The 23,711-nt window shown below is 59.7% G+C and carries 25 protein-coding genes and 2 pseudogenes; 11 read left to right on the top strand and 16 right to left on the bottom strand.

The genetic code is table 11. The features are described from left to right. Nucleotides 1–24: 24 nt before the first annotated feature. The 7 genes and pseudogenes from ACSQ3H_RS30360 to ACSQ3H_RS30330 all read right to left on the bottom strand — a co-directional run bounded on the left by ACSQ3H_RS30360 (nt 25) and on the right by ACSQ3H_RS30330 (nt 7,029). On the bottom strand, nt 25–1,458 hold the full coding sequence (locus ACSQ3H_RS30360; protein WP_436120740.1) for an aldehyde dehydrogenase family protein: 1,434 nt from the start codon (nt 1,456–1,458) through the stop codon (nt 25–27). Then, complete coding sequence (locus tag ACSQ3H_RS30355) at nt 1,455–3,164, bottom strand: ATP-binding protein (RefSeq protein ID WP_436120739.1); 1,710 nt, start codon at nt 3,162–3,164, stop codon at nt 1,455–1,457. Before ACSQ3H_RS30355 ends, ACSQ3H_RS30360 begins: the two co-directional genes overlap by 4 nt. 177 nt (nt 3,165–3,341) lie before the next feature. Then, a complete protein-coding gene (locus tag ACSQ3H_RS30350; RefSeq protein ID WP_436120738.1) occupies nt 3,342–4,094 on the bottom strand; it encodes an SDR family NAD(P)-dependent oxidoreductase in 753 nt (250 codons plus the stop codon). A 192-nt stretch (nt 4,095–4,286) separates the two neighbouring features. Beyond that, complete coding sequence (locus ACSQ3H_RS30345; RefSeq protein WP_436120833.1) at nt 4,287–5,117, bottom strand: alpha/beta fold hydrolase; 831 nt, start codon at nt 5,115–5,117, stop codon at nt 4,287–4,289. Nucleotides 5,118–5,432: 315 nt separating this feature from the next. Continuing rightward, nucleotides 5,433–6,148: pseudogene (locus tag ACSQ3H_RS30340) on the bottom strand (SDR family NAD(P)-dependent oxidoreductase). Nucleotides 6,149–6,188: 40 nt separating this feature from the next. Further along, on the bottom strand, nt 6,189–6,623 hold the full coding sequence (locus ACSQ3H_RS30335; RefSeq protein ID WP_436120737.1) for a DUF302 domain-containing protein: 435 nt from the start codon (nt 6,621–6,623) through the stop codon (nt 6,189–6,191). 13 nt (nt 6,624–6,636) lie between these two features. Then, complete coding sequence (locus tag ACSQ3H_RS30330) at nt 6,637–7,029, bottom strand: DUF983 domain-containing protein (protein WP_436120736.1); 393 nt, start codon at nt 7,027–7,029, stop codon at nt 6,637–6,639. A 184-nt stretch (nt 7,030–7,213) separates the two neighbouring features. Between ACSQ3H_RS30330 and ACSQ3H_RS30325 the strand changes: the two genes are divergently transcribed. Next, nucleotides 7,214–9,508, top strand: coding sequence for a PAS domain S-box protein (locus ACSQ3H_RS30325; RefSeq protein WP_436120735.1), 2,295 nt, complete (start codon nt 7,214–7,216; stop codon nt 9,506–9,508). A gap of 92 nt (nt 9,509–9,600) precedes the next feature. Here the strand turns inward: ACSQ3H_RS30325 and ACSQ3H_RS30320 are convergent, their stop codons facing one another. The 3 genes from ACSQ3H_RS30320 to ACSQ3H_RS30310 are packed head-to-tail and all read right to left on the bottom strand — an operon-like array spanning nt 9,601 to nt 12,292. After that, the gene (locus tag ACSQ3H_RS30320) at nt 9,601–10,233 is read right to left on the bottom strand and encodes a pyridoxamine 5'-phosphate oxidase family protein (protein WP_436120734.1); all 633 of its coding nucleotides are present in this window, start codon (nt 10,231–10,233) and stop codon (nt 9,601–9,603) included. 56 nt (nt 10,234–10,289) lie between these two features. After that, the gene (locus ACSQ3H_RS30315) at nt 10,290–11,258 is read right to left on the bottom strand and encodes an MBL fold metallo-hydrolase (RefSeq protein WP_436120733.1); all 969 of its coding nucleotides are present in this window, start codon (nt 11,256–11,258) and stop codon (nt 10,290–10,292) included. A 47-nt stretch (nt 11,259–11,305) separates the two neighbouring features. Further along, nucleotides 11,306–12,292: an alpha/beta fold hydrolase gene (locus tag ACSQ3H_RS30310; RefSeq protein WP_436120732.1), complete on the bottom strand. Its 987-nt coding sequence runs from the start codon at nt 12,290–12,292 to the stop codon at nt 11,306–11,308. Nucleotides 12,293–12,665: 373 nt separating this feature from the next. Here ACSQ3H_RS30310 and ACSQ3H_RS30305 point away from each other — a divergent pair, with 373 nt between their 5' ends. Next, nucleotides 12,666–13,508, top strand: a complete 843-nt coding sequence (locus ACSQ3H_RS30305) for a response regulator (protein ID WP_436120731.1) — start codon at nt 12,666–12,668, stop codon at nt 13,506–13,508. Between the two features lie 156 nt (nt 13,509–13,664). Here the strand turns inward: ACSQ3H_RS30305 and ACSQ3H_RS30300 are convergent, their stop codons facing one another. Then, nucleotides 13,665–13,787, bottom strand: a complete 123-nt coding sequence (locus ACSQ3H_RS30300) for a hypothetical protein (protein ID WP_436120730.1) — start codon at nt 13,785–13,787, stop codon at nt 13,665–13,667. A gap of 178 nt (nt 13,788–13,965) precedes the next feature. Here ACSQ3H_RS30300 and ACSQ3H_RS30295 point away from each other — a divergent pair, with 178 nt between their 5' ends. From ACSQ3H_RS30295 to ACSQ3H_RS30285, 3 genes are all read left to right on the top strand, one after another. Further along, nucleotides 13,966–14,739, top strand: coding sequence for an alpha/beta fold hydrolase (locus ACSQ3H_RS30295; protein ID WP_436120729.1), 774 nt, complete (start codon nt 13,966–13,968; stop codon nt 14,737–14,739). 53 nt (nt 14,740–14,792) lie between these two features. Continuing rightward, nucleotides 14,793–15,710 (top strand): helix-turn-helix domain-containing protein, encoded by a 918-nt coding sequence (locus tag ACSQ3H_RS30290; protein WP_436120728.1) that lies wholly within the window; start codon nt 14,793–14,795, stop codon nt 15,708–15,710. An 89-nt stretch (nt 15,711–15,799) separates the two neighbouring features. Next, a complete protein-coding gene (locus ACSQ3H_RS30285; RefSeq protein WP_436120727.1) occupies nt 15,800–16,348 on the top strand; it encodes a carboxymuconolactone decarboxylase family protein in 549 nt (182 codons plus the stop codon). Between the two features lie 192 nt (nt 16,349–16,540). Here ACSQ3H_RS30285 and ACSQ3H_RS30280 read toward each other — a convergent pair whose 3' ends face one another. The 4 genes from ACSQ3H_RS30280 to ACSQ3H_RS30265 form a co-directional block, all read right to left on the bottom strand. After that, complete coding sequence (locus tag ACSQ3H_RS30280; RefSeq protein WP_436120832.1) at nt 16,541–17,023, bottom strand: DUF6130 family protein; 483 nt, start codon at nt 17,021–17,023, stop codon at nt 16,541–16,543. A gap of 171 nt (nt 17,024–17,194) precedes the next feature. Beyond that, a complete protein-coding gene (locus tag ACSQ3H_RS30275) occupies nt 17,195–17,590 on the bottom strand; it encodes a response regulator transcription factor (protein ID WP_436120726.1) in 396 nt (131 codons plus the stop codon). A gap of 81 nt (nt 17,591–17,671) precedes the next feature. Next, on the bottom strand, nt 17,672–18,328 hold the full coding sequence (locus ACSQ3H_RS30270; protein ID WP_436120725.1) for a response regulator transcription factor: 657 nt from the start codon (nt 18,326–18,328) through the stop codon (nt 17,672–17,674). Then, nucleotides 18,318–18,572, bottom strand: coding sequence for a hypothetical protein (locus ACSQ3H_RS30265; protein WP_436120724.1), 255 nt, complete (start codon nt 18,570–18,572; stop codon nt 18,318–18,320). Before ACSQ3H_RS30265 ends, ACSQ3H_RS30270 begins: the two co-directional genes overlap by 11 nt. Before the next feature lie 516 nt (nt 18,573–19,088). Between ACSQ3H_RS30265 and ACSQ3H_RS30260 the strand changes: the two genes are divergently transcribed. From ACSQ3H_RS30260 to ACSQ3H_RS30235, 6 genes and pseudogenes are all read left to right on the top strand, one after another. Further along, nucleotides 19,089–19,439 (top strand): SH3-like domain-containing protein, encoded by a 351-nt coding sequence (locus ACSQ3H_RS30260; protein ID WP_436120723.1) that lies wholly within the window; start codon nt 19,089–19,091, stop codon nt 19,437–19,439. Beyond that, nucleotides 19,436–20,092: a nitrile hydratase subunit alpha gene (locus ACSQ3H_RS30255; RefSeq protein ID WP_436120722.1), complete on the top strand. Its 657-nt coding sequence runs from the start codon at nt 19,436–19,438 to the stop codon at nt 20,090–20,092. The genes ACSQ3H_RS30260 and ACSQ3H_RS30255 overlap by 4 nt, the downstream gene beginning before the upstream one ends. Then, the gene (locus tag ACSQ3H_RS30250) at nt 20,089–20,421 is read left to right on the top strand and encodes a nitrile hydratase (RefSeq protein ID WP_436120721.1); all 333 of its coding nucleotides are present in this window, start codon (nt 20,089–20,091) and stop codon (nt 20,419–20,421) included. Before ACSQ3H_RS30255 ends, ACSQ3H_RS30250 begins: the two co-directional genes overlap by 4 nt. Before the next feature lie 98 nt (nt 20,422–20,519). Continuing rightward, nucleotides 20,520–20,963: a hypothetical protein gene (locus tag ACSQ3H_RS30245; RefSeq protein WP_436120720.1), complete on the top strand. Its 444-nt coding sequence runs from the start codon at nt 20,520–20,522 to the stop codon at nt 20,961–20,963. A gap of 40 nt (nt 20,964–21,003) precedes the next feature. Continuing rightward, nucleotides 21,004–21,528, top strand: a complete 525-nt coding sequence (locus ACSQ3H_RS30240; protein ID WP_436120719.1) for a cytochrome P460 family protein — start codon at nt 21,004–21,006, stop codon at nt 21,526–21,528. Nucleotides 21,529–21,725: 197 nt separating this feature from the next. After that, a pseudogene (locus tag ACSQ3H_RS30235) lies at nt 21,726–21,917 on the top strand (IS110 family transposase); the annotation flags it as partial. 483 nt (nt 21,918–22,400) lie between these two features. On the opposite strand, the gene ACSQ3H_RS30230 reads toward ACSQ3H_RS30235, so the two are convergent. Continuing rightward, nucleotides 22,401–23,639, bottom strand: coding sequence for a Zn-dependent hydrolase (locus ACSQ3H_RS30230; RefSeq protein WP_436120718.1), 1,239 nt, complete (start codon nt 23,637–23,639; stop codon nt 22,401–22,403). Between the last annotated feature and the right edge of the window lie 72 nt (nt 23,640–23,711).

Raw genomic sequence — 23,711 nt, 5'->3', positions numbered from 1 at the left:
CGTGAAAGCGGTCGCACAGTCATTTCAAGCCAGCGTATAGGCTGTCTTGACGGTAGTGTAGAACTCGGCCGCGAACTTGCCCTGCTCGCGCGGACCGTAGGACGAGCCCTTGCGGCCGCCGAAAGGGACGTGGAAGTCGACGCCGGCGGTCGGCAGGTTGACCATCACCATGCCGGCTTCCGCATGGCGCTTGAAGTGCGTCGCGTGCTTTAGGCTCGTGGTAGCGATGCCCGACGATAGGCCGAAGGGCGTGTCGTTGGCGGTGGCGAGCGCCTCGTCGTAGTCCTTCACCCGGATGACGGAAGCGACGGGGCCGAAGATCTCTTCGCGGCTGATGCGCATCTGGTTGGTCGCCTCGGTGAACAGTGCCGGTTGCAGATAGAAGCCGGGTGTGTCGCGCTTCAGGATATCGCCCCCAAAGGCAAGCTTTGCGCCTTCGGACTTGCCGATCTCAATATAGTCCGTGTCCTGCTTCAGCTGGCTCTCGTCCACCACCGGGCCGATATGGGTGCCGGCCTTGAGCGCATTATCAACGACGATGGCCTTCAGCCGCTCGCCGACGGCGGCGACGAACCGGTCGTGAATGCCTTCCGTCACGATGATGCGCGAGGACGTCGTGCAGCGCTGGCCGGTCGAGAAGAAGGCACAGTTGACGGCCGCTTCCACGGCAACATTCAGATCCGCATCATCCAGCACGACGAACGGATTCTTGCCGCCCATTTCCAGCTGGAACTTGCGGTTGTACTCGATCGAGGCCGCCGCGACCCGCTTGCCAGTTCCGATGGAACCGGTGAACGTGATCGCCTGTACATCTGGGCTGTCCAGCATGAAATGACCAACAACCGAGCCCTTGCCCATAACGAGGTTGAGCACGCCCTTCGGCAAGCCAGCGCGATGCAATATGTCGACAATCGCCCAGGCACAGCCCGGCACCAGCTCCGCTGGCTTGAACACGACGGTGTTGCCATAACAGAGCGCCGGTGCGATCTTCCAGGCGGGAATGGCGATGGGAAAGTTCCATGGTGTGATGATGCCGACGACGCCGACCGGCTCGCGGGTGATCTCGACGCCGATGTTCGGCCGCACCGAAGGCAAAACTTCACCAACCAGCCGCAGGGCTTCGCCGGCGAAGAACTCGAAGATCTGGCCGGCCCGCACTGTCTCGCCGATGCCCTCTGCGAGCGTCTTACCTTCCTCGCGCGACAGCAACCGCCCAAGTTCTTCCTTTCGCGCCAGGATCTCGTCGGCCGCCTTCTTCAGGATCGCATGACGCTCCAGGATGCCCGACCGCGACCACTCGGGAAACGCAGCCTTGGCCGCAGCCACCGCACTATTGGCATCCTCGGCGGACGCACGGGCATATTCCCCCACCACATCGTTCGTGTCCGATGGGTTAATGTTGGCAACCCCTTCCGAGCCAACCCACTCGCCGGCAATAAGGTTCTGATGAAGTGTCATGTTGATCCTATCATTGGAGCAGTGCTGGGTGGCCGGAACTGCAGTACGAAGAAGGGATTGCCCTCCGTTTTGTGGAGAACCAGCTTCGCCAGGGGTGTGACCAACTCTTCTTCCGACTGGAGCGCGTCCGCCAAGAGGTGCTCCAGGTCCTTCAAGGTAAGCGGCAGAAGATGCTCTTCCTGTACGTCGATTGGCGCGCTTCGCATCGCCTCTCGCGTGGCGCTAAATGGATGTTCCGGAGGGACCTCGTCGTCTCGGTAGGCGCAAATTAGGAGAAGATCGGTGACGTCGGGTTCAACCGTGATCCGCTCAAGAAGCTCTATCGTAGCCGCGTCCAGCCACTGTACGTCGTCGATGAACAGAACCAGTGGGCGGTTCGGTACGGCGAATACATTCAGGAATCGGCGGAAGATCAGATCGAAGCGAGCCTTCGCTTCCTGGGGTGGAAGATCGGGCGCCGGAAGGTGCTCGCCGATAACAAGGGCGAGCTCCGGAACAAGGTTCACCATGAGCTGTCCGTTAGGGCCGAGGGCGTCAACCAAGGCCTTTCGCCAACGTGCGAGGTCTGCGTCCCCAGAGCCTAGGATCTGCCTCACAAGCCCCCTGAAAGCCTGCGCTATCGTCGCATACGGTATGTCGCGGGTGTATTGGTCGAACTTTCCCGAGGCGAAGAGGCCTGCCTGCGGAAAGCGCTTCTTCCGCAATTCGTGCACGACGGAGGATTTACCTACCCCCGCAGGCCCGGAGACCAGCACGACTTCCGCCCTGCCGGAAGATCGCACCCGCTCGAATGCCGCTGCAATGGTGTCGTTTTGACGGGAGCGACCGTAAAGCCCTTCAGGCACGCGCAGCCGGTCGCCGGCATCGTTGGTTGCGACCTCGAACTGCTGAATGCGGCCGCTCTGTGCCCAACTGTCCAAACAGCGCTTCAGGTCGGCTTCAAGTCCCGCAGCCGTCTGGTATCGCTCCTCCGGCTTCTTCGCGAGAAGCTTCTGGACGATGGCCTCTAGCGCGGGCGGAACCTGTTCATGTCGTTGACCGGGTGGGATCGGTTGTCTGGCGACATGCGCATGTATCCATTCCATCGCGTCCGTGGCGACGAATGGCAGCTCCCCGGTCAAGATTTGGTAGAGGACGACGCCGAGCGAATAAAGATCGCTGCGTGCGTCGACCGACCGCTTCACCCGCCCGGTCTGTTCAGGCGAGATGTAGGCGAGATCGCCGACGGCGGACGGGGGAATAACTGGCTGGTCCTTGGGCGTCGCCGGACCAGCCTTGCCGAACCCCGTCAACCAGACCCTTCCGGAAGGGTCGACGAGAAGATTGTCGGGCCTGACATCCTTATGGACGATGCCGAGAGCGTGAGCCTCTCGAAGTACTGCCGCCGCATTAATCGCGATGACCATGAACCGCTCGGTTTCGAAAGGCTTCCCGAGCAGGTTGCTCATAGGTTCCCCGCCGTCGTCCGACAGCACAAGAAACGGCCGCCCGTCGTGACGCTCGAGCGCCAAAGGCTTCGCTGCCCAGGACACGTCGAGTTTTTCCGCGAGGGTAAGTTCATGTTCAAGACGATGGAGGCCTTCTCCGGCTTCATTCGCCGAAACGGGGGCGACCAGAAGAACGGAGGTGTTTCCTTCCTCGGACCAGCCTCGGTAAAGGGCGAAGGCCCCGTCCTCCCGCAGTAGCTGTGGCTGGTATCGAGACATGTCCTTCACGATGCTCCGAGCTGCCCAACCCTCAACGGATGCCCAGTTCGACCCGCCTTGAATCACCGGTCGCATCCTTCCGAACAGGTGACGGTGATCCTAGAACATTCCTTTGTGATCGTGGTACAAAAAATTCTCCGCAACCTAGGTTGGCCTTGGCGGAACGAGATCGGTTTCCTAGATCTGCGCCGATCCCCCGTCCGCAAAAAGTTCGCATCCGTTAACGAAGCTGCTCTCATCGGAGGCGAGGAATAGCGCGGCGTTCGCGATTTCCCGAGGGACGCCCATGCGGCCGAGAGGAATGCCCGCCAATGTCAGTCGCATCATTTCCTTCTTCATCTCCTCCGAAGTTGCGAGATCATGCCAGCCGGGTGTGGACGTCGCGCCGGGCGCGAGCACGTTCACCCGGATACCGCGTGGAGCGAGGTCTAGGATCCAGTTGCGGGCAAAGCTGCGGATGGCGGCCTTCGTCGCGCCGTAGACGCTGAAGGCCGGAATACCTGTCGAGGCAGCCGTCGAGCCCGTCAGAATGACGGAGCCGCCGTCCTTGAGAAGAGGCAGAGCCTTCTGAACGGTGAAGAGCGTGCCCTTGACGTTGATGTCGAATGTCCGGTCGTAGTGCTCCTCGGTTATCGCGCCGAGTGGTGCGAACTCCCCGCCCCCGGCGTTCGCGAATACGATGTCCAGGTGGCCGGCCTCGGCCTTTACGATCTCGTATAGTCGGTCGAGATCGCCGAGGTTTGCGATGTCACCTTGGACACCTCGGGCGTTCTGACCGACTTCGCGGACGGCGTCGTCAAGTTGCTCCCTGCGCCGGCCGGTCATGAAGACGCGAGCGCCCTCCTCTGCAAATCGCTTTGCGGTCGCAAGACCGATGCCGCTGTTGGCACCGGTAACGACGGCGATCTTTCCCTGGAGTCGCATGTTCATCTCCTATGGCAACGTGAACTCTTTGTGATGGCTGGGACGGTACTCTCGGGACTTATGGAAGGCTAAGGAGTTGCAGGAAGAGCTTGTGAGTTAGCGTTAGAAGAGGTGCGTGCGAAGTTGCGGCCAGATGTCAGAGGAGGCAATGGCCGGGGGCGTTGCGGGGCCAGACGCTCGCTGGCTCCGCCTTTCGTGTCATCCTTTGATGAATGCCAGGATGTCCGGATTCAACACCTCGGGATGCGTCGACAACATGCCATGCGGATAGCCGTCGTAGGTCTTCAGCGTCCCATTCTTCAGCAGCTTGACCGACAGCAGGGCGGCGTCCTGGTAGGGGACGATCTGGTCGTCGGTGCCATGCATCACGAATACCGGCACATCTATCTTCTTTAGATCTTCGGTAAAGTCGGTCTCCGAGAAGGCCTTGATGCATTCGTAGTGGGCATTCGCGGCGCCCATCATGCCCTGCCGCCACCAGTTGTTGATCAGGCCCTGCGAGATCTTGGCGTCCGGCCGATTGAAGCCGTAGAATGGGCCGGTCGGAACGTCGATGTAGAACTGCGCCCGGTTGGCGGCTAGCGCCTGGCGGAGACCGTCGAACACGTCGATCGGCAGGCCGCCGGGGTTCTTGTCGGATTTCAACATCACGGGTGGGACGGCTCCGGCGATGACCGCCTTGGCTACTCGTCCCGGCTGCGCCCGCGCGACGTAATGGACGACCTCGCCGCCTCCCGTCGAGTGGCCGATGTGGACGGCGTTCTTGAGATCGAGCGCTTCCGCCACTTCCGCGACGTCGGCCGCATAGGTATCCATCTCATGACCGGTCCGGCTTTGCGACGAGCGGCCATGACCACGGCGGTCGTGTGCAATGACCCGGAACCCTTCCCCGAGAAAGAAGAGCATTTGGTTGTCCCAGTCATCCCCGCTGAGTGGCCAGCCGTGGTGGAAGACGATCGGCTGCGCCTCCTTCGGACCCCAGTCCTTGTAGAAGATCTCGGTTCCGTCCTTCACTTTCACAGTTCCCATGAACTTGTCCTCCGTTGGTGATTGTTTCGGCTTGGTAGCGGCTGAGGCCGACGGGGCAACTGCTAGCGCGATCGCGACAGCGGATCCCGCAAGAAGGGCGTCTCGCCTCGTAAGGGAAATAGCTGACTTCGATGTCACTTGAGCGATCCTCCATAACCTTTGACTGACGACGTTCGAGACCGCTATGGGCGGCACTGAAACGTCGGTCTTTGACGCGCGAAACATCCGCCGCTCGTTCATCGAACGGCATGATTGTTGCGTTTCGACCGGGGCCGGTCTTTCGAAAAAGTCTGGTTTGGATCAAGTCTTGCCGGGCTAGGCCGCCAGATAGCCGCCGTTCACGTCCAGCACCGATCCCGTCACGTAACTCGCCCCCCGGACTTGCGAGGAATACGATCCCGGCCGACACTTCCTCCACCGTGGCAATCCTTCCGAGCGCGTGGAGGTCCAGAATGCCAGCCGGCAGCTTGTCCTCCGAACCCGCCAGCATGTCCGTCGCCATGATTCCCGCCTGCACGACGTTCACGGTAATCTTTCCAGGTCCAAGGTCACGGGCGACGCCTTTGGAGTATCCGATGAGAGCGGCCTTGGTACCTGCGTAGTCTGGAGTTCCCGGAAACCCCGCGCGAGTGCCGACGCCGGAGCCGACCGAGATGATGCGGCCGCCCTCGGGAAGAACCTTCGATGCCGCTCTGATATTGGCGACAACTCCGTTCACGTTGATCGTCCACTGTCGGTCCATTGCGGAGTTGTCAATGCCCGGATCGTCGATCCTCCTGCCCTGCCAGGCGACAGCGGCGTTGTTCACAAGTATGTCGAGTTTTCCGAGACGATCGACAATCTTGGTGATGAGCAGTTCCGCAGTCGACGGGGCGCCTTGGTCGGACTGTATCGCGTCCGCGCCTTTCGATCTGCGCGACCACAGCTTCCGCTCGCTCAGTAGACTTCTCGTAACTGATCGCAACGTCCAAGGCTTCATTGGCGAGAGCAAGAGCCACAGCGGCGCCGAGACCACGCGCACCACCCGTCACGTCCCATTGAGAGAGTAGCCCATCGAGTTCTCCTTCGTTTTCAACGATGCGGCGCAGCGCCCTTCTGATCGAGAGTTCTGGTCGGACAAGCGCGGCAGGCTTCGTCGGCTATCATCTGCTGAACCGCATCAAACCGGGCCGCATCTTCGCCCTTCGCCCCCAACGCTTCGAACATTTCTGCCATCGGGTGAAATGCGATCGCGGACCTGTGGCCCGGAAGCTCGCGGACGAGAATGCGCGGTGGCAGATCGAGGGCGGTCATCGGCGCGTCCAGCATGACGGGCGTTCCAGCCTTCGGATTGCCGTATACCAAAACTCGGGTCTCCGGCATCGACAACCCGTTTTCTCGTGCCGCCTTCGCATGATCGATCTCGGCGAAGATAGTCATTCCAGCCTTCCGTATCGCTCTTGTGACCGTTTCGAGCGTCTCGTCGAAGGCGTGGGTCGTGCGATGCTCGATGGATTTCGATGCCATAAGCAGCTCCTCCTTAGTCGCGATTGGCGTCATCCTGTCGGGATAGCTTCCCCTCCTCGGCCTTGTAGAAGTATTGGCTGGCGACAAGCCATCCCTTGAGAGGGCGCAAGGGCGGGATGCACGTCAGGATCATGAAGGGCCCAGTCACGAAGATCTGGGTCCAGATCGACGCCTGGTGGGCGACCGCAAGCCAGACCGACAGCAGGACAGTCGGAACGCAGGCGAAGCAAATGACGAAGAATGCCGGGCCGTCTGCCGGATCAGCAAACGAGTAGTCCAAGCCACAGACCTCGCACGTCTTTCGCAAAGTCAGGAAACCGTCGAACAGGTGGCCCCGACCGCATCTAGGGCACAGCCCGCGGAAGCCCGTCTTCAGCGGCGATAGTGGCGGATAGGGATCTTCCATGTCTGCCTGGCCTCCCGCTCGACTGCGTTGCAAGTCATTGTAGACACCCGTTTCCGATCCTGTCGAGAAGCACTTAGTTCACCCCTGTCCGCCATCGTACTTTAACGAAAACGGCGGACAGCTTGCCCATATTTTGCTTCCTGCTACTCTGGCGCTCGGGTGCCACCTTCTGCGGAACTGCGTCATGGACCTAAAGGCAGGCCTGCGAATGCTCCTAGCGCTATCCGCCGACGCGGACCGAGATGGGATCGCCGACGCCCTCGCAAAGGCATGTCTCGCGTACGGGTGCGTCGACAAGGCTGAGGTGGCGTTCGTATCCGATGAAAGCCCCGATCCCGATGTCCCCTCTGCGGTGATTTCAGAACTTCAAACCAAGCAATCGGGTTCGATCACGGCAATCTCCACCACAGGGCCGACCTACCTGTTCGTGCCGCTGCATGGAGGCGACCGACTTCTCGCCATATTGAAACTTGAAAGCACGGCAGCCCAGGGGATCGACGCGCAGTTTCGCGGCGAGTTCGAAATGCTCGCTTCGTTCGCCGCCGAGCGGATCGACAAGACGACCTTGCAGGCGGATCTCGAGCAAGCCCGCGAACGCGCCCGTCTCGCAGAACGAGAGCTGAGATTGTCCTGGGACATGCTTCCCGCACACGCCTGGCACACGAGACCCGATGGAACCCTCGAGGCGGCAAACAGGGAATGGTCCGAATATTTCGGCTTAACCGAGGAGGAATCCTCAGGCTTCGGCTACACGCGCGTATTCCATCCCGACGACATGCAAAAAGTCATGGACGTGTGGATGCGTTCGCTCACTCAGGAGGTGCCCGGAGAGGTCGAAACACGAATGATGCGTGCAGACGGCGAGGCTCGCTCCTTTCTCATTCGAGCGGTGCCGATCCGCGACGAAGGCGGCAAGGTCATTCGGTGGTACGGCATCAACATCGACGTGGAAGACTTGAAGGACGCCGAGCGCGAGATCGCCCGCACGGCCGCCGCTCTCGCGGAAGGGCAGAAGATGAGCCGCACGGGAAGTTGGTCGTGGCAGCCCGGCAGCAACACGTTCTCATGGTCGGAAGAATGTGCGAGGATCTTCGGGTTCGTGGAGGAATCTGGCCCGCCAACATTCGCTGCCATGGTCGAACGCGTACATCCAGATGACAGAGCTTCCATCCAGGCCCTGGATCCCGCGTTTGCCAACGGGCGAGACACATATGCTGAAGGACGGATACTCCTGCCAGGCGGAGTTACCGCATTCGTGGAAAGCCGAACCCGCATCGTGCGGGACGCCTCGGGCGACGTGGTCGAATATGTCGGAACCGTGCGCGATCTAACGGAATCCAAAGCCGCTCAAGACCGGATACAGGAAAGTGAGAGGCGCTACGCGGCGACGCTCTCGAGTATTGGCGACGCCGTCATCTCGACCGATGACAAGGGCCGCCTGACCTTTATCAACCCAGTGGCGGAAAAGCTCACGGGCTGGATGCAAAAGGACGCGGCCGAAAAATCAGTCTCGGAAGTTTTCCAGTTGGTCGACGAGGGCCGTGAACTCGTCGGCGACCCGGTCTCGGAAATACTCGGTCGCGAGGTCGATCTCGCAATCGGCAACCAGTACACCCTACGGTCCAGGACCGGGTCGGAATCGATAATCGACGTGTCGGGTGCGCCCATCATCGACTCTCGTGGGGACATGAAGGGCGCGGTACTGGTGTTCCGGGACATGACCCAGCGGAACGAGACGGCGCAAGCGCTGCGTAGATCCAAGGAGGACCTTGCACGCATGAGCCGTCTCACCGCGATCGGCGAACTTGCCGTCTCCGTCGCCCACGAAATGAACCAGCCCCTGATGGCGATCGTCACGAACGCAGCCGCCGCCATGAGTTGGCTTGGAGGCAAGCCCCCCAATATCGAAGAGGCGACGCAGGCGATCGGCTGGGTGATCAGGGACGGCCATCGCGGGGGAGAGATACTGAGTGGGATACTCGCTCTGGCGAGAAATTCCCGGCCGAAGATGGAACTCCTGAGTATCCGTAGTGTGATCGAAGAAGTCCTGCAGTTGACGAAGAGCGAGCTTCGCCAGAAAGGTGTCGTCGTCGAGACCGTCTATGACAACCCCGCCGACGCGGTTACGGGCGATCGCATCCAGCTCCAGCAGGTCCTGATCAACCTGGTCATGAACGGCGCGGACGCGATGACGTCGCTGGAAGCCGAGCGGAGGGTCCTCCGCGTCGTCACCAAGCGGTTAAGCGACGGGCTCATCCAGGTGAGCGTGTCTGACAACGGCGTCGGTCTCGATCCAGACACGGCCGAACGGGCTTTCGAGGCGTTCTTCACCACCAAGGCGACCGGCATCGGCATGGGTCTATCCATCTGCCGGTCCATCATCGAGGCGCATGGCGGGCATATATGGGTGACCACTGAAAAGCTGAAAGGCAGCACCTTCAGCTTCACCCTCCGACCTCCGTCATCCAAGAAAGAGTAATCCGGAGGATAGCCGGGCACGATCGAAACTTGTATATATGAGAAACGGATCCGCGCGGCGGGCGAGTCATGTCTTAGTTCTTTCGAGTAGCACTATCGAACGCTGGAAGCCGCCGCGGACTTTAGGGCGGCGATCTCGGCCTCCAGTTCCTTTATCCGCGAGTCCCTGCTCTCTATCGCCTTCAAGACTTCGTCAGCCTCGAACCGAAGCGGAATATGCTGCGGGCAGTTGGAGTCCCAAGCCTCAACATGAAAGAGGATGACCTGCTCCGGTCTGGCCTGATACCCTTTAGGCATCAACTGCTCGAGGAGCGCCGGGTCGTCTTCAACGACGCGCGCGGTCCCCCAGATCTTCACTCGCGAGCGGCCGCCGTAATCGATCAGGAAAAGCTGGGCCTTGTGGTTGTCGACGAGGTTTCCCTGAGTGATGTATTGCCGATTGCCAACGTAGTCCGCGAATCCCAGCGTGGTCTCGTCTATGACGCGAAGGAATCCAGGCGGGCCCCCCCGGTGCTGGATATACGGCTGGCATTCCTTGTTGGCCGTGGCCATGAAAATGCTGATCTGCTTCTCGATGAAATCCTTCAGATCGGGGGTTATCGACGTCGCCCATCCGCCGCGGTCCTCGATGCGGGCATAGGACCGGCGCGATCCTTTTCGCGTCTGGATCCCCTTCACCGACGGTGAAAAGGCGACGTCGCTCGAGATATGCTTTTCGGTCTCCACGGCCGCCTGCCCTCCTTGTGGATCGGCGGCCGGGCGCCGCCGCGAGGAGTTTCCTCTCAGACGCCTTCGTAGACAAGGCGGCTGAACAGCGCCGGCGAGATCGCCCAGTTGCCGAAAACGGCGTCCCACTTTTCCGTCGGCTTCGCGGCGACCGTTTCTTCAACGGTTCGACCATCCTTCTTCAGCTTGGCAACGTTTTCCCTGATGCCGACCAGCATGTCCCGCCAGGCGATCAGGTCCTTCTTGTTGCCGATCTCGCCATGTCCGGGAACGACGATCGTCTGGTCGTCCACCATCTTGACGTTGGCCTCGGCGGCATTGATCTGTCCGTCGATGCTGCCGCCCGTCGAGTAGTCTATGAACGGATATACGCCGTTCCAGAAAGTGTCGGCCACGTGGACGACGTTCGCCTCCTGGAAGAAGACCGAGATGTCGCTGTCAGTGTGGGCGGGGCCGTAGTGCTTCAGCGCGATCGTCTGGCCGTTGAGCTTCAGCGTCTCTTCGTCGCCTTTCATCAGCATCGTCGGCAGTGCGCTCTTCGGCGACGCCGGGAAGTCGAAGTCCCAGTCCACAACGCGGGTGGCGACCGTTAGGTGCTTCAGCGTGTTCGGGTGGGCCATGATCATGGCGCCCTCCGAGTTTAGCCACTCGTTCCCGTCCGTATGGTCGAAGTGCCAGTGCGAATTGATCAGATGTTTTATCGGCTGCGGACCGAGATTGGCGAGCGCCTTCTCAATGCGTGGACGGGTCGCCGTGATCCCGGCGTCGACAAGGACCTTGCCGTCGTCTCCGACGAGGACGGCTACATTCCCTCCTGAACCGGAGAGCGCGCTGATGCCTCCCCGCAGTTTGGTCGTAGTAATGTCGGCGGCGGCGGCGGCTTCGCGGATCTGGACGACAAGACTTTTGGCAGCGGCAAAGACTTCCGGCGGAGTGAGCCAGCCGCCCGTGGCCGCGAACGTCGCGCCACCAAGGCAGCAAAGGCAGAAACCGCGTCTTGAGAGTGCGTAATCGTGCTTGTTCATTTCCGGCTCCATCTTGTTGGAAAGTCGCGGTGAATTGGTGCCTCGATCTAGTCCCGGCTGAGTTTTCGATCGAGGAAGTCGTGGATCAGCGGCGCCATTTCCGGAAGCTTGTCCTCCAGTGCGAAGTGCCCAGTGTCGAGTAGATGCATCTCGGCGTGCGGAAGGTCGCGCAGATAGGGGGACGCGCCGTCGGCGGGGAAGATCTTGTCGTTCTTGCCCCAGACGATCAGGGTCGGCGGTTTCTTATCCCGGAAGAATTGCTGGAATTTCGGATAGAGGGGCACGTTGGTCCCGTAGTCGTGGAACAGGTCGAGCTGGATGTCCTTGTTGCCGGTACGGTCGAGCAGCGGCTGGTCGTGGCCCCAGTTATCGGGATCGATGTACGCGATGTCACTCATGCCGTCGGTGTACTGGAACTTCGTCGTCTCAGGAGCGACGAGGACCGACAACGCTTCGCGGTTGGCGGGTGTGTCGCTCTTCCAGTAAACTTTGATCGGATCCCAGAATTCCTTGAGACCCTCGTCGTAGGCGTTGCCGTTCTGGACGATCAGCGCCGACACGCGGTCGGGATGCTTGAGCGCGAGGCGGTATCCGACCGGAGCGCCGTAGTCCATGACGTACATCGCGTATTCACTGACGTTCAGCTTGCCCAGAAGGCCGTCGACGATATCGGCGTAATGCCCGAACGTGTAGGCGAACTTGGTGTGGTCGGGCGCCGCGCTCTGTCCGAAGCCTGGATAGTCCGGCGCGATGACGTGATATTTGTCAGCGAGGATCGGGATCAAGTTCCTGAACATGTGGGAAGACGTCGGGAACCCGTGAAGGAGGAGCACGACGGGTGCGTCGGCGGGGCCGGCCTCGCGGTAGAAGACGGTCGTGCCGTCGACGTCCACCGTATGGTAGGTGATCTGCGGGACGACGAGCTTATGTGCGGCAACGACCTTCTTCGCTGCATAGGACGTGGCCGGCAGAGCCGTCGACGCGGACAACGCGATCGCTATGACAAATGCCGTCCTGCTCATGAATCTGTTCATTTCAGCCTCCGGTTCTTCCAAATGAGGACGCGAGTGCGGCCGCTCGTTACGTCGCTGATTTTCCAAATCATTGCTACGCTCGACGAACACAAACGACGAGCTAGTTGTCGTAAGGCGTCGTGAGTTTGCGTGAGGTCTCATGCCAACGAACTTCGCCAAGTCGTTCGCATTCCTAGACCTTGGTCTAGTTCTTCACGACTTTGTCGGGGTCGGACTGGCCATAGGTCGGATTGTTTGCTTGCAGGGCCGGAGCTAGACTTTCGTTTCAATCGCAAGCATTTGAGGATCCCCTCCCGCAAGATGCGGGAACAGATTTGTAAGACGCCGATCTTCAGCAACGCGATGACCAATTGCAGCCGACGGGGAGTCAGCCATGCAAGTACAGTTCAATGATACGCTCGAACATCCGAATTCATTAGATGCCTTCACATCGCCATCCTCAAGCCAGACGAAGCCTGGAGCCGCGGACCATGCCATTCGCTTCGGCCGGTTCTGCGCCATCCCTCATTCCCGACAGCTCTTGATGGACGGACGTCCGCAGGAAATCGGCGGGCGGGCGTTCGATCTTCTGATGGTCCTGTTGAAGTCCAACGGCGGAATCGTCAGCAAGGACGAGATCCTTGACGAGGTCTGGCCGTCGATGGTGGTCGAGGAGTGCAATCTCCGTTTCCAGGTGAAGTCCTTGAGGCGAGCGTTGGGTAGTCAAGGCCACATGATCAAGACCATCGTCAGGAGGGGGTACATGCTGATCAGGGACGACGTCTTGCTTGAAAGCGAGGTGCGGTTCGAAGCGATACAGTCAAAGGAATTTTCGAAGATCGACACCCCCGCGATGACAAAGACTACGGCGCCGTACATCGTCCTGATCGAGGACGACGAAAGCGTCCGGCGCTCGATATCCACGCTACTACGATCGGTCGGCCTCGGGGTCGCGTCTTTCGAATCCGTGAAGGTCTATCAAGAAAGCGCACACGCCGATCAGCCCGATTGCCTTATTCTCGACGTATGCCTGCCCGGTAGAAGTGGCTTGGACTTTCAGGCCGATCTGTTGAAGACCGGAATGCGCTACCCGATCATCTTCATCAGCGGCCATGCTGACATACAAATGTCAGTCCGGGCGATGAAGGCGGGCGCGGTCGAGTTCTTGACGAAGCCGGTGCGGCATCAGGATCTGCTCAATGCGGTGGATCAGGCGATCGGGGCGTGTGATGTCTAGTTGAGCGATTCGCTGGACGCATCCTCATGCCGCTCAGTAACAATAGAACCGCGAGGGCTGCCACGCTCAAGATGCCGAGAGCGGCGGAAAACGCCCTGCGCACCGATCCCCCCAGTAGCGACGCGAGAACCGGCGGGGCCAGCGCGTTGATAAGGTTCATTGGCAAAGCGATAGCGGTGCAACTTGCGTTGCGATCACGGGCACAACGCCGACCACGCCCCAGCCTGTGATCTGGGTAAGGGAAAGCAGGAGCAGGACAAGCAGATGACGTCGCAGCATCTTCTCGTAGGAGCAAAATATAATAGCCTTGTGACAGTCGCGTCGAACTCCCCACCACTTCTCACAACACATCTCGACATCTCACAACATGCGTAGGCCACCGCATAGTAGGTTTTAGAGAACGTAACCCGAGCGCCTTCGCCCCACGGTCGCGAAGCGCCAAGTCAGGTGACTTCCCATGAACAAGTGGTTGTCCAGTTCGGCAATAGTCGCGGCTCTCTTCTTGAGCCAGAGCGCGATCGCGGCATCGAAGCCGACGATCGTTCTCGTCCACGGCGCTTTCGCGGAATCGGCGAGCTGGGACGGCGTCGCGGCCAAGCTGGTTAAGGACGGCTATCCTGTCGTAGCCGTGGCGAACCCGTTGCGCGGGTTGCAGTATGACGCCGACTACGTCTCGGCAGTCCTGAAGTCCATCGATGGCCCAGTCATCCTGGTAGGCCATTCGTACGGTGGCTCTGTCATCACTGACGTCGTCGTCGAAGGCACGAACGTCAAGTCTTTGGTCTTCGTGGCCGGCCTTGCGCCTGACACCGGGGAAAGCGCGAGCGGGCTTGGCAAGAAATTTCCCACGGGCACGCTGGGCGACGCTTTGGCACTCCCGGTCGTCCAGCCGGATGGGAAGCACGATCTCTACATTTTGCAGAGCAAGTTCTGGAAGCAGTTCGCCGCTGACGTTCCGGAATCGCAAGCCGCGCTTATGGGCGCGGAACAGCGTCCGGTCACGGCCGAGGCCCTGAACGATCCTTCGGGAGACCCCTCTTGGAAGAAACTGCCCTCGCACTTCATCTACGGCACCGCCGACAAGAACATCCCGGCCGAGCTTCATGAGTTCATGGCGAAGCGTGCGGGCGCCAAGGAAACCCTCGGGGTTAAGGGCGCGTCACATGTGGTGATGATCTCCCATCCCGATTTGGTGTCCGCGATGATCGAGAGGGCCGCCGCCGACAAGTAGCCCGGCAATACGACAGCCAATAATTCGCGCCCTTTTTCATGAGGAGCAACCGTATGCAGACCGATATCGCCCCTAAGGTGTGCGTGGGAAGGACCCGTGATGTCTTCAAAAACATCGACGACTGTCTGCAAGTCGAGCACTATAGCGTCGCCGACCCGAACGTCTCTCTAGCCAAGCTGACCCGGGAAAACGGAAACCGGGCCATCACTACCTCGCTGGGTTCCGGCGTCGGGACGTTCGTCGTCGCAGCCCGCGACTCAGAGCTGCGCCTCGAGCAGAAGGGCCGCGTGCTTTTTCAAGGACTGATGGTTGAGGACAGCATCACCTTTGTCGAAGGCCCGGATCCTATCGCCGTCGAGCTGCCGTCCGACGCCTGTCTGTATGTGCTCACCTTTCTAAAGGAGCCTTGTCGAGGTCCCTGCTCGGTTGTTGGAGGACGTTTCAACATCCGCGACATCCGCCTGGTGGAACTCGTCGGTGAGATTTCCGAAAGTTCGCCCGCGAGGAGAAGCGAGCTCACTCGGGACTTCTCAAGGTTGGCGTTCGAACGCTATCGGTGCCTTCCGCGCGTACATCCTCTTTCCGCATGGCGACTAAACCGTGTCAGACGCTACGCGCAATCGCGCCTCGATCAGAGGATGTCGCTGGAGGAGCTCGCGGATGTCGCGGGGTTCTCGCGAGCGCATTTCGCGGCCACGTTTAAGGCGGCCACCTCGATGAGCGCCCACGAGTTCCTTTTACGGACGCGGATTCAGGCCGCGGCCAAGCTGCTGATTTGCACCGATCTGGCTCTCGTTGAGATCGCCTTGCAGACGGGTTTCCAGAACCAGCCGCACTTTACGACCGTCTTCAAAAGGATCACTGCGGTCACGCCGCGGAAATGGCGGGACTTCCATCGCTCTGCCGTGGTGCCATGCAGCGCAGAGCGGATGGTCAACGGCTCTACCGTCATCGAACACCTGCCGCACTAGCCGGAATGATTCCTTCCGCACGATCTGCATTGACGACGGGCTCGGTGCAGCCCGATTACAGTAACCGATGCAACCAAGGAGATTGCAAAATGGCTCGAATTCCAATTCCCGCAACACTCGAGGCGGCGCCGGAAGCTTCCAAGCCGACGCTGGAGGCTATCAAGAAACAGATCGGCGCCCTGCCTAACGTCTTCCGTATGATGTCTAACAGCCCGGCCGTCCTCGAGGCCTACGCAGCACTCAATGGAGCACTCGGCAAGGGCAAGCTGGACAAGAAGATCCGCGAGCGGATCGCGCTGGCGATCGCCCAGAAGAACGGCTGCGAGTATTGTCTTGCCGCGCATACATACACTGGCACTCACGTGACCAAACTTAGTCTCGAAGAGATTGCCGCAGCCCGCCGCGGCGGGTCGTCCGAGGCAAGGGCCGACGCTGCAGTGAAGTTCGCGGTCAAGGTCGCGGAAGCCAGGGGCGGCGTCTACGAACAGGAAGTGGAGGCCCTCAAGGCCGCTGGCTTCGATGACGGCGAACTCCTGGAGATCGTCGCGCACGTCGCCGCGAACACCTTCACCAACTACATGAACGAGGTCTTTAAGACCGACGTCGACTTCCCGAAAGTCGAGCGCGAAGCCGCTTGAGAAGATCTAGATCCCTGGAAGGCAATCCGGCAACCTAGGGATTCGCCATGCCATGTTCGTACCCACTGTTTCAGAAGAACACGCCCTCGCGAGCACGAGGCCTGTTCTTCTGAGATCGCCGATCTGAGAGGAGCCAGGCCTACTGCGGGCACGGCGCGTACAAATGCGATTGCCTTTGGAAGCTTGATTTTTTCAGGCTATTTTCTTCTCCGGCACAAGGAAGCTGACCGTCTTCTCCGTGATCACGCGATGCGTGGGATCGGCCAATTGGACAAGAACCTTATGTTCCCCGGCCGGCAAACCGACAACGATCAGCGTCTCTCCACTCGCATCCACGAAATGCCACGGCAGATCGTCGACGGTCACGTGGACGTGCCCGATGCGAGGCGAGATCTCAAGCGCACCCTTTCCGAAGACCGGGACTACACGAATGTTTTCCGTCCGGTACTGGATAAAGACCAGACCGCGCGACAGGGGCTCCGGCAGGGGCGGATCGACGATAAGTTTCGGCGTCGGCTCATTCTCGATGGCGATCAGGGGAGATGGCCCCTTGATGTCCCGAGCGGTCTGGGCCGAGGCGCCTTCGGCAGGCATCCTTCCTGCCGTCGCCGCGACGGCCAGGTATTGAAGTGCGTAATTAATGCCAGCTCCTCCGGTCAAGGCCAGATGGATCATGTCGACGGCGTCCGTCATGGCAGCCCCTCCAAGCTGGATTGCTTCGATGGTCTGCCGCCCGGACATTCGCGTGACGTCATTCATCGCGCAGACAACTTTCCGCTGGAGGGGCGATCAAGTCGAGTTAGTTGTCGTGAGATACTGGTGCGATCGCCGGTGGCGTGAGAACTCTCACACCGTTGGAGCCGGGTCGCTTGCCAGAGCAGTCCGGATGGCCTCCAGCAAGTCCGTCGGACTGACGGGCTTCAGAAAGATCCTAAGCGCCCCTGAACTCCTGGCACGATCGCCAATTGCGACGTCAGAGTGCGCGGTGATAAGGATCGATGGAATCCTTCTGGTCATCCCCGACAACTTGTCGAGCAGGTCCAGACCAGAAATTCCTCCGAGCTGGATGTCCGTGACTAGGCAGGCTGCCGTCTGCAACTCCGTGGAAGCGAGGAATTCTTCGGCCGAGGCGAAGGCGGCCACCCGCATGCCGGACGCGCGCAGTAGTCCCCTGAGCGCGTCGCGGACGGGCTCGTCGTCCTCGACGCAAACCACTAGGGAGGTGTTCGACGCATCAATCATCAATCGATCCTATCGCTGTAATCCTATGACCGGGGTTGGGCGCTCGCAATGCGACTAACGTCTGGAAATCTTCTATCAAACCTAGCCTTTGGTGGAGGTATGGATCCGCTCGCCCAGCTCCAATAGATCGTAATGACGCACCAGCTCTGGTAGCGTTTGCACGTGCATCTTCTGCATCACGTTCCCCCGGTGCAGTTTGACCGTGGCCTCGGTAATTCCGAGCGCTGCTGAGATCTGCTTGTTGCGCTGCCCCTCCACCACGCGGACCAAAACTTCCTGCTCACGTTTCGTCAGCGTCGCGAAGTCGGCGCGGGCCCTCAAGGCAGCTTCCTCCTTCATCGTGGAGCGGCTGTCCCGCTTCATCGCCGCGTGGACTGCGTCCAGAAGATCCTGCTCGCGTACCGGTTTCGTCAGGAATTCGACAGCGCCTGCCTTCATTGCCCGTACGGCGATAGGCACGTCGGCATGGCCGCTCATGAAAATTACTGGCCTGTGGAAACCGCGGGCGCGCACTTCCTCGTAGAACTCGATGCCGCTCTGGCCAGGGAGCCGGACATCGAGGATCATGCAGCCGACAGATGCCAACTGTCCCCTCGACGAGAACTCCGTTGCCGAGGCGAATGCGATGGCGTTGAACTTCATGGAACGCAGCAGACCGACTAGCGATTCACGGACGCCGTCGTCGTCTTCGATGATGACGACTTGCGCGGAGGTGTCCTCACGTTGCTTACGGTTCATTTGCCCCCCTTGCGTTCGGCATTGCGAATTCGGAGCCGTCCTCCAGACCCCAGCGGTCGAGCCGACAGAGTCCCGCATGCGCCTCGTATGATAGACCCGGCAGGTCGCTAGGCCCATGCCGGTCCCCTCCGGCTTGGTAGAATGCTTCGAAAATACGCTCCGATGCAATGGAGTCGAGGCCAAGACCGTTGTCGTCCTCGACGCGGACGACCACGGAACGGAAGCCGCGGTTCTCGCTGATCACGCTGATGGTGCTCCATGTTCGTTGTCCGTCATCGCTTCGGCCTATTGAGCATGAGGTTTAGGAGGACCTGCTGAAGCTTCGAAGTAGACGCATGGGAACGAAAAGGCGTGCAGCGCGAAGACCAGTCCGGACCGCATTCCTGCGAGCAAAAGTCTCTATGGCGTCCACCTCAATGGCACAGAAAGCCGAGCAGGCGCCGGCCGTCGTGAACGGCGTCTCCCTGGATGAACGGGGTCGCGCCCTGCTTCCGCGCGTACGAAGTAGAGCGTCATCAGAAGAAGAGGAGGACGGACCATGGAGCAGTTCCTGAGGCGCAATCGGCGCCGGTCCAGGTGCTGGATGGACGACTTGGTCATCTGCTCATTCCTCCGTGAGACATGAATATCCTCGTCATCAGCAACATCGTGAGCGCGTGGTTTAGCGCGATGGTCGTCGTCCACCACGCCATCGCACGAATTCGAAATATCGCCTGGCGTCGTCCCCGTAGTCTCTCTTGAGAACTTTTTGGAGGATCGGATGAAGTCCGCCCCTACACCCACAAGGAAGATAGAGAGCGTCGTGCCGGCCTTCGGCGAGCTGCCCGTATTTGTGGTCGGGCAGTCGGTCAAGGTTTCAGACCGTGCACCGGTGGGGCACTACCGGGTGCCGACCTACCTGCGCGGCAAGACGGCGGTCGTCGAGGCGGTCATGGAGCCGAAGGCGGTTAACAACGAGGAAGAGGCGTTCGGCCGAAACGCTGGCGGCGTCCGTCACTACTATCGAATTGCCGTGCCGATGACTTCGATCTGGAGCGACTACGCGGGTTCGTCGCATGACAGTCTTCGGATCGAAGTGTTCGAGACATGGCTGGAGGGAGTTTCAGTATGACCGAACATGAAGACCCCGACCATGGACATGACCACGATCATGCTCCGATCGTTGCGCCGGAAGCGCCCGGCTATTACGACGCCATGGAGACGGCGTTTCAGGAGCTCATGATCGAAAAGGGCTACTTTACTGCGGGCGAAATGCGGCGGCAGATCGAAGTGCTCGATTCCAGAAACCCGGCACTCGGTGCGAAGGTTATTGCGAGAGCCTGGACGGATAGGGAGTTCAAAAGACGTCTCCTTCAAAACGGCCGAACCGCCTGTGAAGAGCTGGGGATCACCTTCTACGACAATACCGAGCTGATCGTGCTGGAGAACACGCCGAAGGTCCACAACCTCATCGTCTGCACCCTGTGTTCGTGCTACCCGCGGCCGGTCCTTGGACTCCCGCCCGACTGGTACAAGCTGAAGCCCTATAGGGCACGCGCGGTCTACGAGCCTCGGAAGGTGCTCGAAGAATTCGACACGATTATTCCCAGCGAGGTCGAAATCCACGTCAGCGATTCCACCGCCATCCAGAGATATCTGGTTCTACCGATGCGTCCGGCTGGAACCGACGATCTTGACGAGGAACAGCTCGCTTCCCTCGTCACCCGCGATGCGATGATCGGCGTCATCCAGATCAAAACGCCAACTGCGGGAGTTGCGGCATGAACGGCAGCGAACAATTCGTGAGGCGTCTGCCAAACGACATCGGCGGGCTCGAGGCATCGAAGATCGAAAGGGTCGAGCACGAACTTCTGCCCTGGGAGAAACGTTGCCACGCGCTGGCGGACGTCCTCGACTTTCACAAGATCATCAACACCGAAGAGAAACGACGCGGCGTCGAGTCATTGGGTTCGGACTTGGTTGGTAAGCTTTCCTACTACGAGAGATGGATCACGGCCTTCGCGAACATCGCATTCCAGAAAGGGCTGATAACCCCCGAGGAACTCGCAGTGAAGATGGACACCGTGGAGGCAAGATGGGCCGCGCACATCTGAGGACAGTCGGCAGAGCCTCGCAAAGGTGCTTCGTCGAGGACGACGGCACGATACCTGTAGCATAGCGAGCGCTGGCGGAGGGCGTCGGGACGATGCTTATGGTAGCCGTAGTCGGTTCAGGCCGCCACGACAGCAGCTTGCAATTGTCATCGGCGATGGCGATAGCCGGCAGTTTGATCAGCCTGACCCTGGCTTTCGGCGCGGTCTCGAGCGGCCACTACAATCCTACAACATCATCATGCAGTGGCGACGGGGAAAGTCGACTGGACTGCCAGCAAGCTGGTAGGGCCGTTCGCCGTCGGACTCTGGTTGATAGCTGCCATCGTTTCAACGCCGACCGGTCGATCGCAAACCCTGCAGTCGCGACCGGCCTGCTGGACACGCCCAGGAGCACTTCGCTGGTTGCCTTATCCACGTTCGTGGTCGTCCAGATCGTCGGTGGCGGAGCCTTGCCGCTCGGACCGTATCGATCATCTACACCAACGAAAGCGCCCCTGAAGCAGGCGGCCAAGTCGGACCGACGATCAGCGGCAGCAATGTGAATTCAGGGTCCCGCAACGCGGTCTTCTACGGGAGTTAAAAATGCGAAAACTCACTGATTTCCGTTTGCTATCATTAGGCATCACGGCGATTTACCTCTCCGTCACCGCCACCGGTGGCGTGACCGACAGCGTCTCACCGATTTACGGCGTCGGCCTCCCGGGAGAATACCGCGCCTGGCAGATGATAACGGTGGCCCACGAAGCGGGAAAGAATAACGACATACGCGCGATCCTTGGAAATGACGTCGCCGTGAAGGCTTTCCGCGAGCGAACCCGACCCTTTCCCGATGGATCGGTGATCGCGCGCTTGGCCTACGTATATCAATCATCCGCGGAAAACGACACCCTGTTCCCGGCGCCGCAATCCTTCGTGGCCGGAAATCCGACGAATGTCCAGATCAGTGTGAAAGACTCGAAGAAGTATGCACATAGTGGCGGCTGGGGCTACGGACAGTTCGAGAACGGCATCGCGAACCAGAGCCAGCCGCTTTTGAACTCCTGTTTTGCGTGTCACAAGAAGCTCGATAGCTCAAAAGATTTTGTGTTCAGCCACTACTCTCCCTAAAGGGGCGACGACAAGAACTGTGCCAAATCATACGCTCTCATGACTGTCATGGGGATGAGAAAGCATAGAGGCACATCGCCGACTTTACATCGGCGTCATCTGATTTCAACCTGACCGGTGTGCCGCGATCCGATCGGACGACGATTGATCATGCTCTCATCCCCATGACAGTCATGAGAGCAAAGCGTTACAGGACGCGGGCCGAGGGTCTCCCCGAGGAGATCCGCGCTATAGCATGGAAGGCGCAAGCCCGACTCTGCCAGCGCTACCGACGGTTGTCGGCCCTTGGCAAACCGCAGCCGAAGGTGATCACCGCCATTGCTCGCGAACTGGCCGGATTTGTTTGGGACGTCAGCAGGCGGGTTAGGCCAACATATGTTCAGGGATAAAAGCTCGTAACGTCTGGAAGGAATTGAAAGGAGAGCCGACCTTTTGCGAAAGTAACCTGACCGGCGTGCCGCGGTATCCAGGCATGATGGGAAACCCTCGCCGTACGATAGGGCGAGCTCTTTGTAGCTCATGCCCGTCCCTTAGACAGAGGAAGGCCCGCGACGAAAATGGGAAATGCGGTAACCAATCCGTGGATGAGAGCATGATCAATCGTCGTCCGATCGGATCGCGGCACACCGGTCAGGTTGAAATCAGATGACGCCGATGTAAAGTCGGCGATGTGCCTCTATGCTTTCTCATCCCCATGACAGTCATGAGAGCGTATGATTTGGAACAGTTCTTGTCGGCGCCCCAAGACGCGAAGGAAGGAATGGATCAGCTCAATCGCGTCGACGCCTGCCTCGCCTGAGACATGTCCCAGCCGGCCGCTTTCAGATAGCTTGTCGAATGTCTTTAGGTCAAAATCTCGGGGTGGGCTATGTTCACGCTTGTGACGAGATCTGGCGAACGACATCCATCAGTACGTTGGCACCTGCGATCAAGTCGGCCTTTGAAGTATCTTCGGCAGGGTTGTGGCTGATGCCACCGCAGCTGGGAACAAAAATCATCGCGGCTGGCGCAATTTTGGCGATCATCTGCGCATCATGCCCAGCGCCAGAGGTCATGCGGCGGCAGGAAAGACCACGCCTTTCTGCAGCGCCTTCGACCATTTGCACGATCTCCTGGTCAAACGCGACAGGACTGGACTGCGCCAATTGCTCGACTGATATAAGTAACTTTTCCTCCCGAGCCAGCATTTCCAAAAATGCCCCCAAGGCCTCACTCTCTTCTTTGAGCCTATACTCGAACGGGTCGCGAAGATCGACGGTCAGTGTCGCGCGCGACGGAATAACATTGATCGCGTTGGGTTCGAGATCGAGGCAGCCGACTGTTGCAACCGAGGGAGTGGCTGAAGAACGGGCACGCTCCCGGAGATAGGCAATGATACGAGCGGCTCCGTAACCCGCATCCGCCCGCATGGTCATTGGGGTCGTCCCGGCGTGGTTGGCGGTGCCCTCAATCGTGATCCTCAGCCAGGAGATACCCTGCAGGTTCTCTACCGCTCCAAGGACGATTCCCTCCCGTTCCAGTACAGGACCCTGTTCAATGTGAAGTTCCAAATAGGCAAAGGGCTTCAGAAACCCGGGCGCTTCCGCTCCGGCGTAACCGATGCGTTTGAGTTCTTCACCAAGGATGGCCCCGTCGGTGCCGACGGTAGAGAGCGCGGCATCCGCGTCCAAGCCTCCGGCATAGACCAACGACCCCATCATGTCAGGTGCAAACCGTACGCCCTCCTCATTGGTGAAGGCTGCAACCGCAATTGGACGTATCGGCCGAAAATTTGCCGCCTTGAGTGCCTGTATCACCTCAAGCCCGGCGACAACGCCGTAGCACCCATCGTAAATACCGGCATTGATGACGGTGTCGATATGTGAGCCCAGCATGAGAGGTTGGCAGTCTTCAGTTCCGGCCGGGCGCCATATACCAAAGATATTGCCGATACGGTCGACCGCAACGTCAAGACCTGCTTGCCTGAGCCAGCAAACGAAGAGGTCTCGGCCAAGTTTGTCGCCGTCAGATCCGGCGAGCCGGACAAGCCGACCCCCAGCGTCACGTCCGATACTTCCAAGCTCTTTGATGCGCCCTAGGAGACGGTCCCCATCAACCGAGATATCGCTCATATTTGACCTTTAGATTTCGGCGTGGGCGTTGCCGCCTCAGCTTGGTTTTGTTCACCGGAAATCGCCCGCGCT

The organism is Phyllobacterium sp. LjRoot231 (assembly GCF_964253365.1).
Classification (GTDB): Bacteria; Pseudomonadota; Alphaproteobacteria; order Rhizobiales; family Rhizobiaceae; genus Phyllobacterium.
Note: the sequence above shows the minus strand (reverse complement) of the source record. Positions and strands in the feature narration are given on the sequence as shown.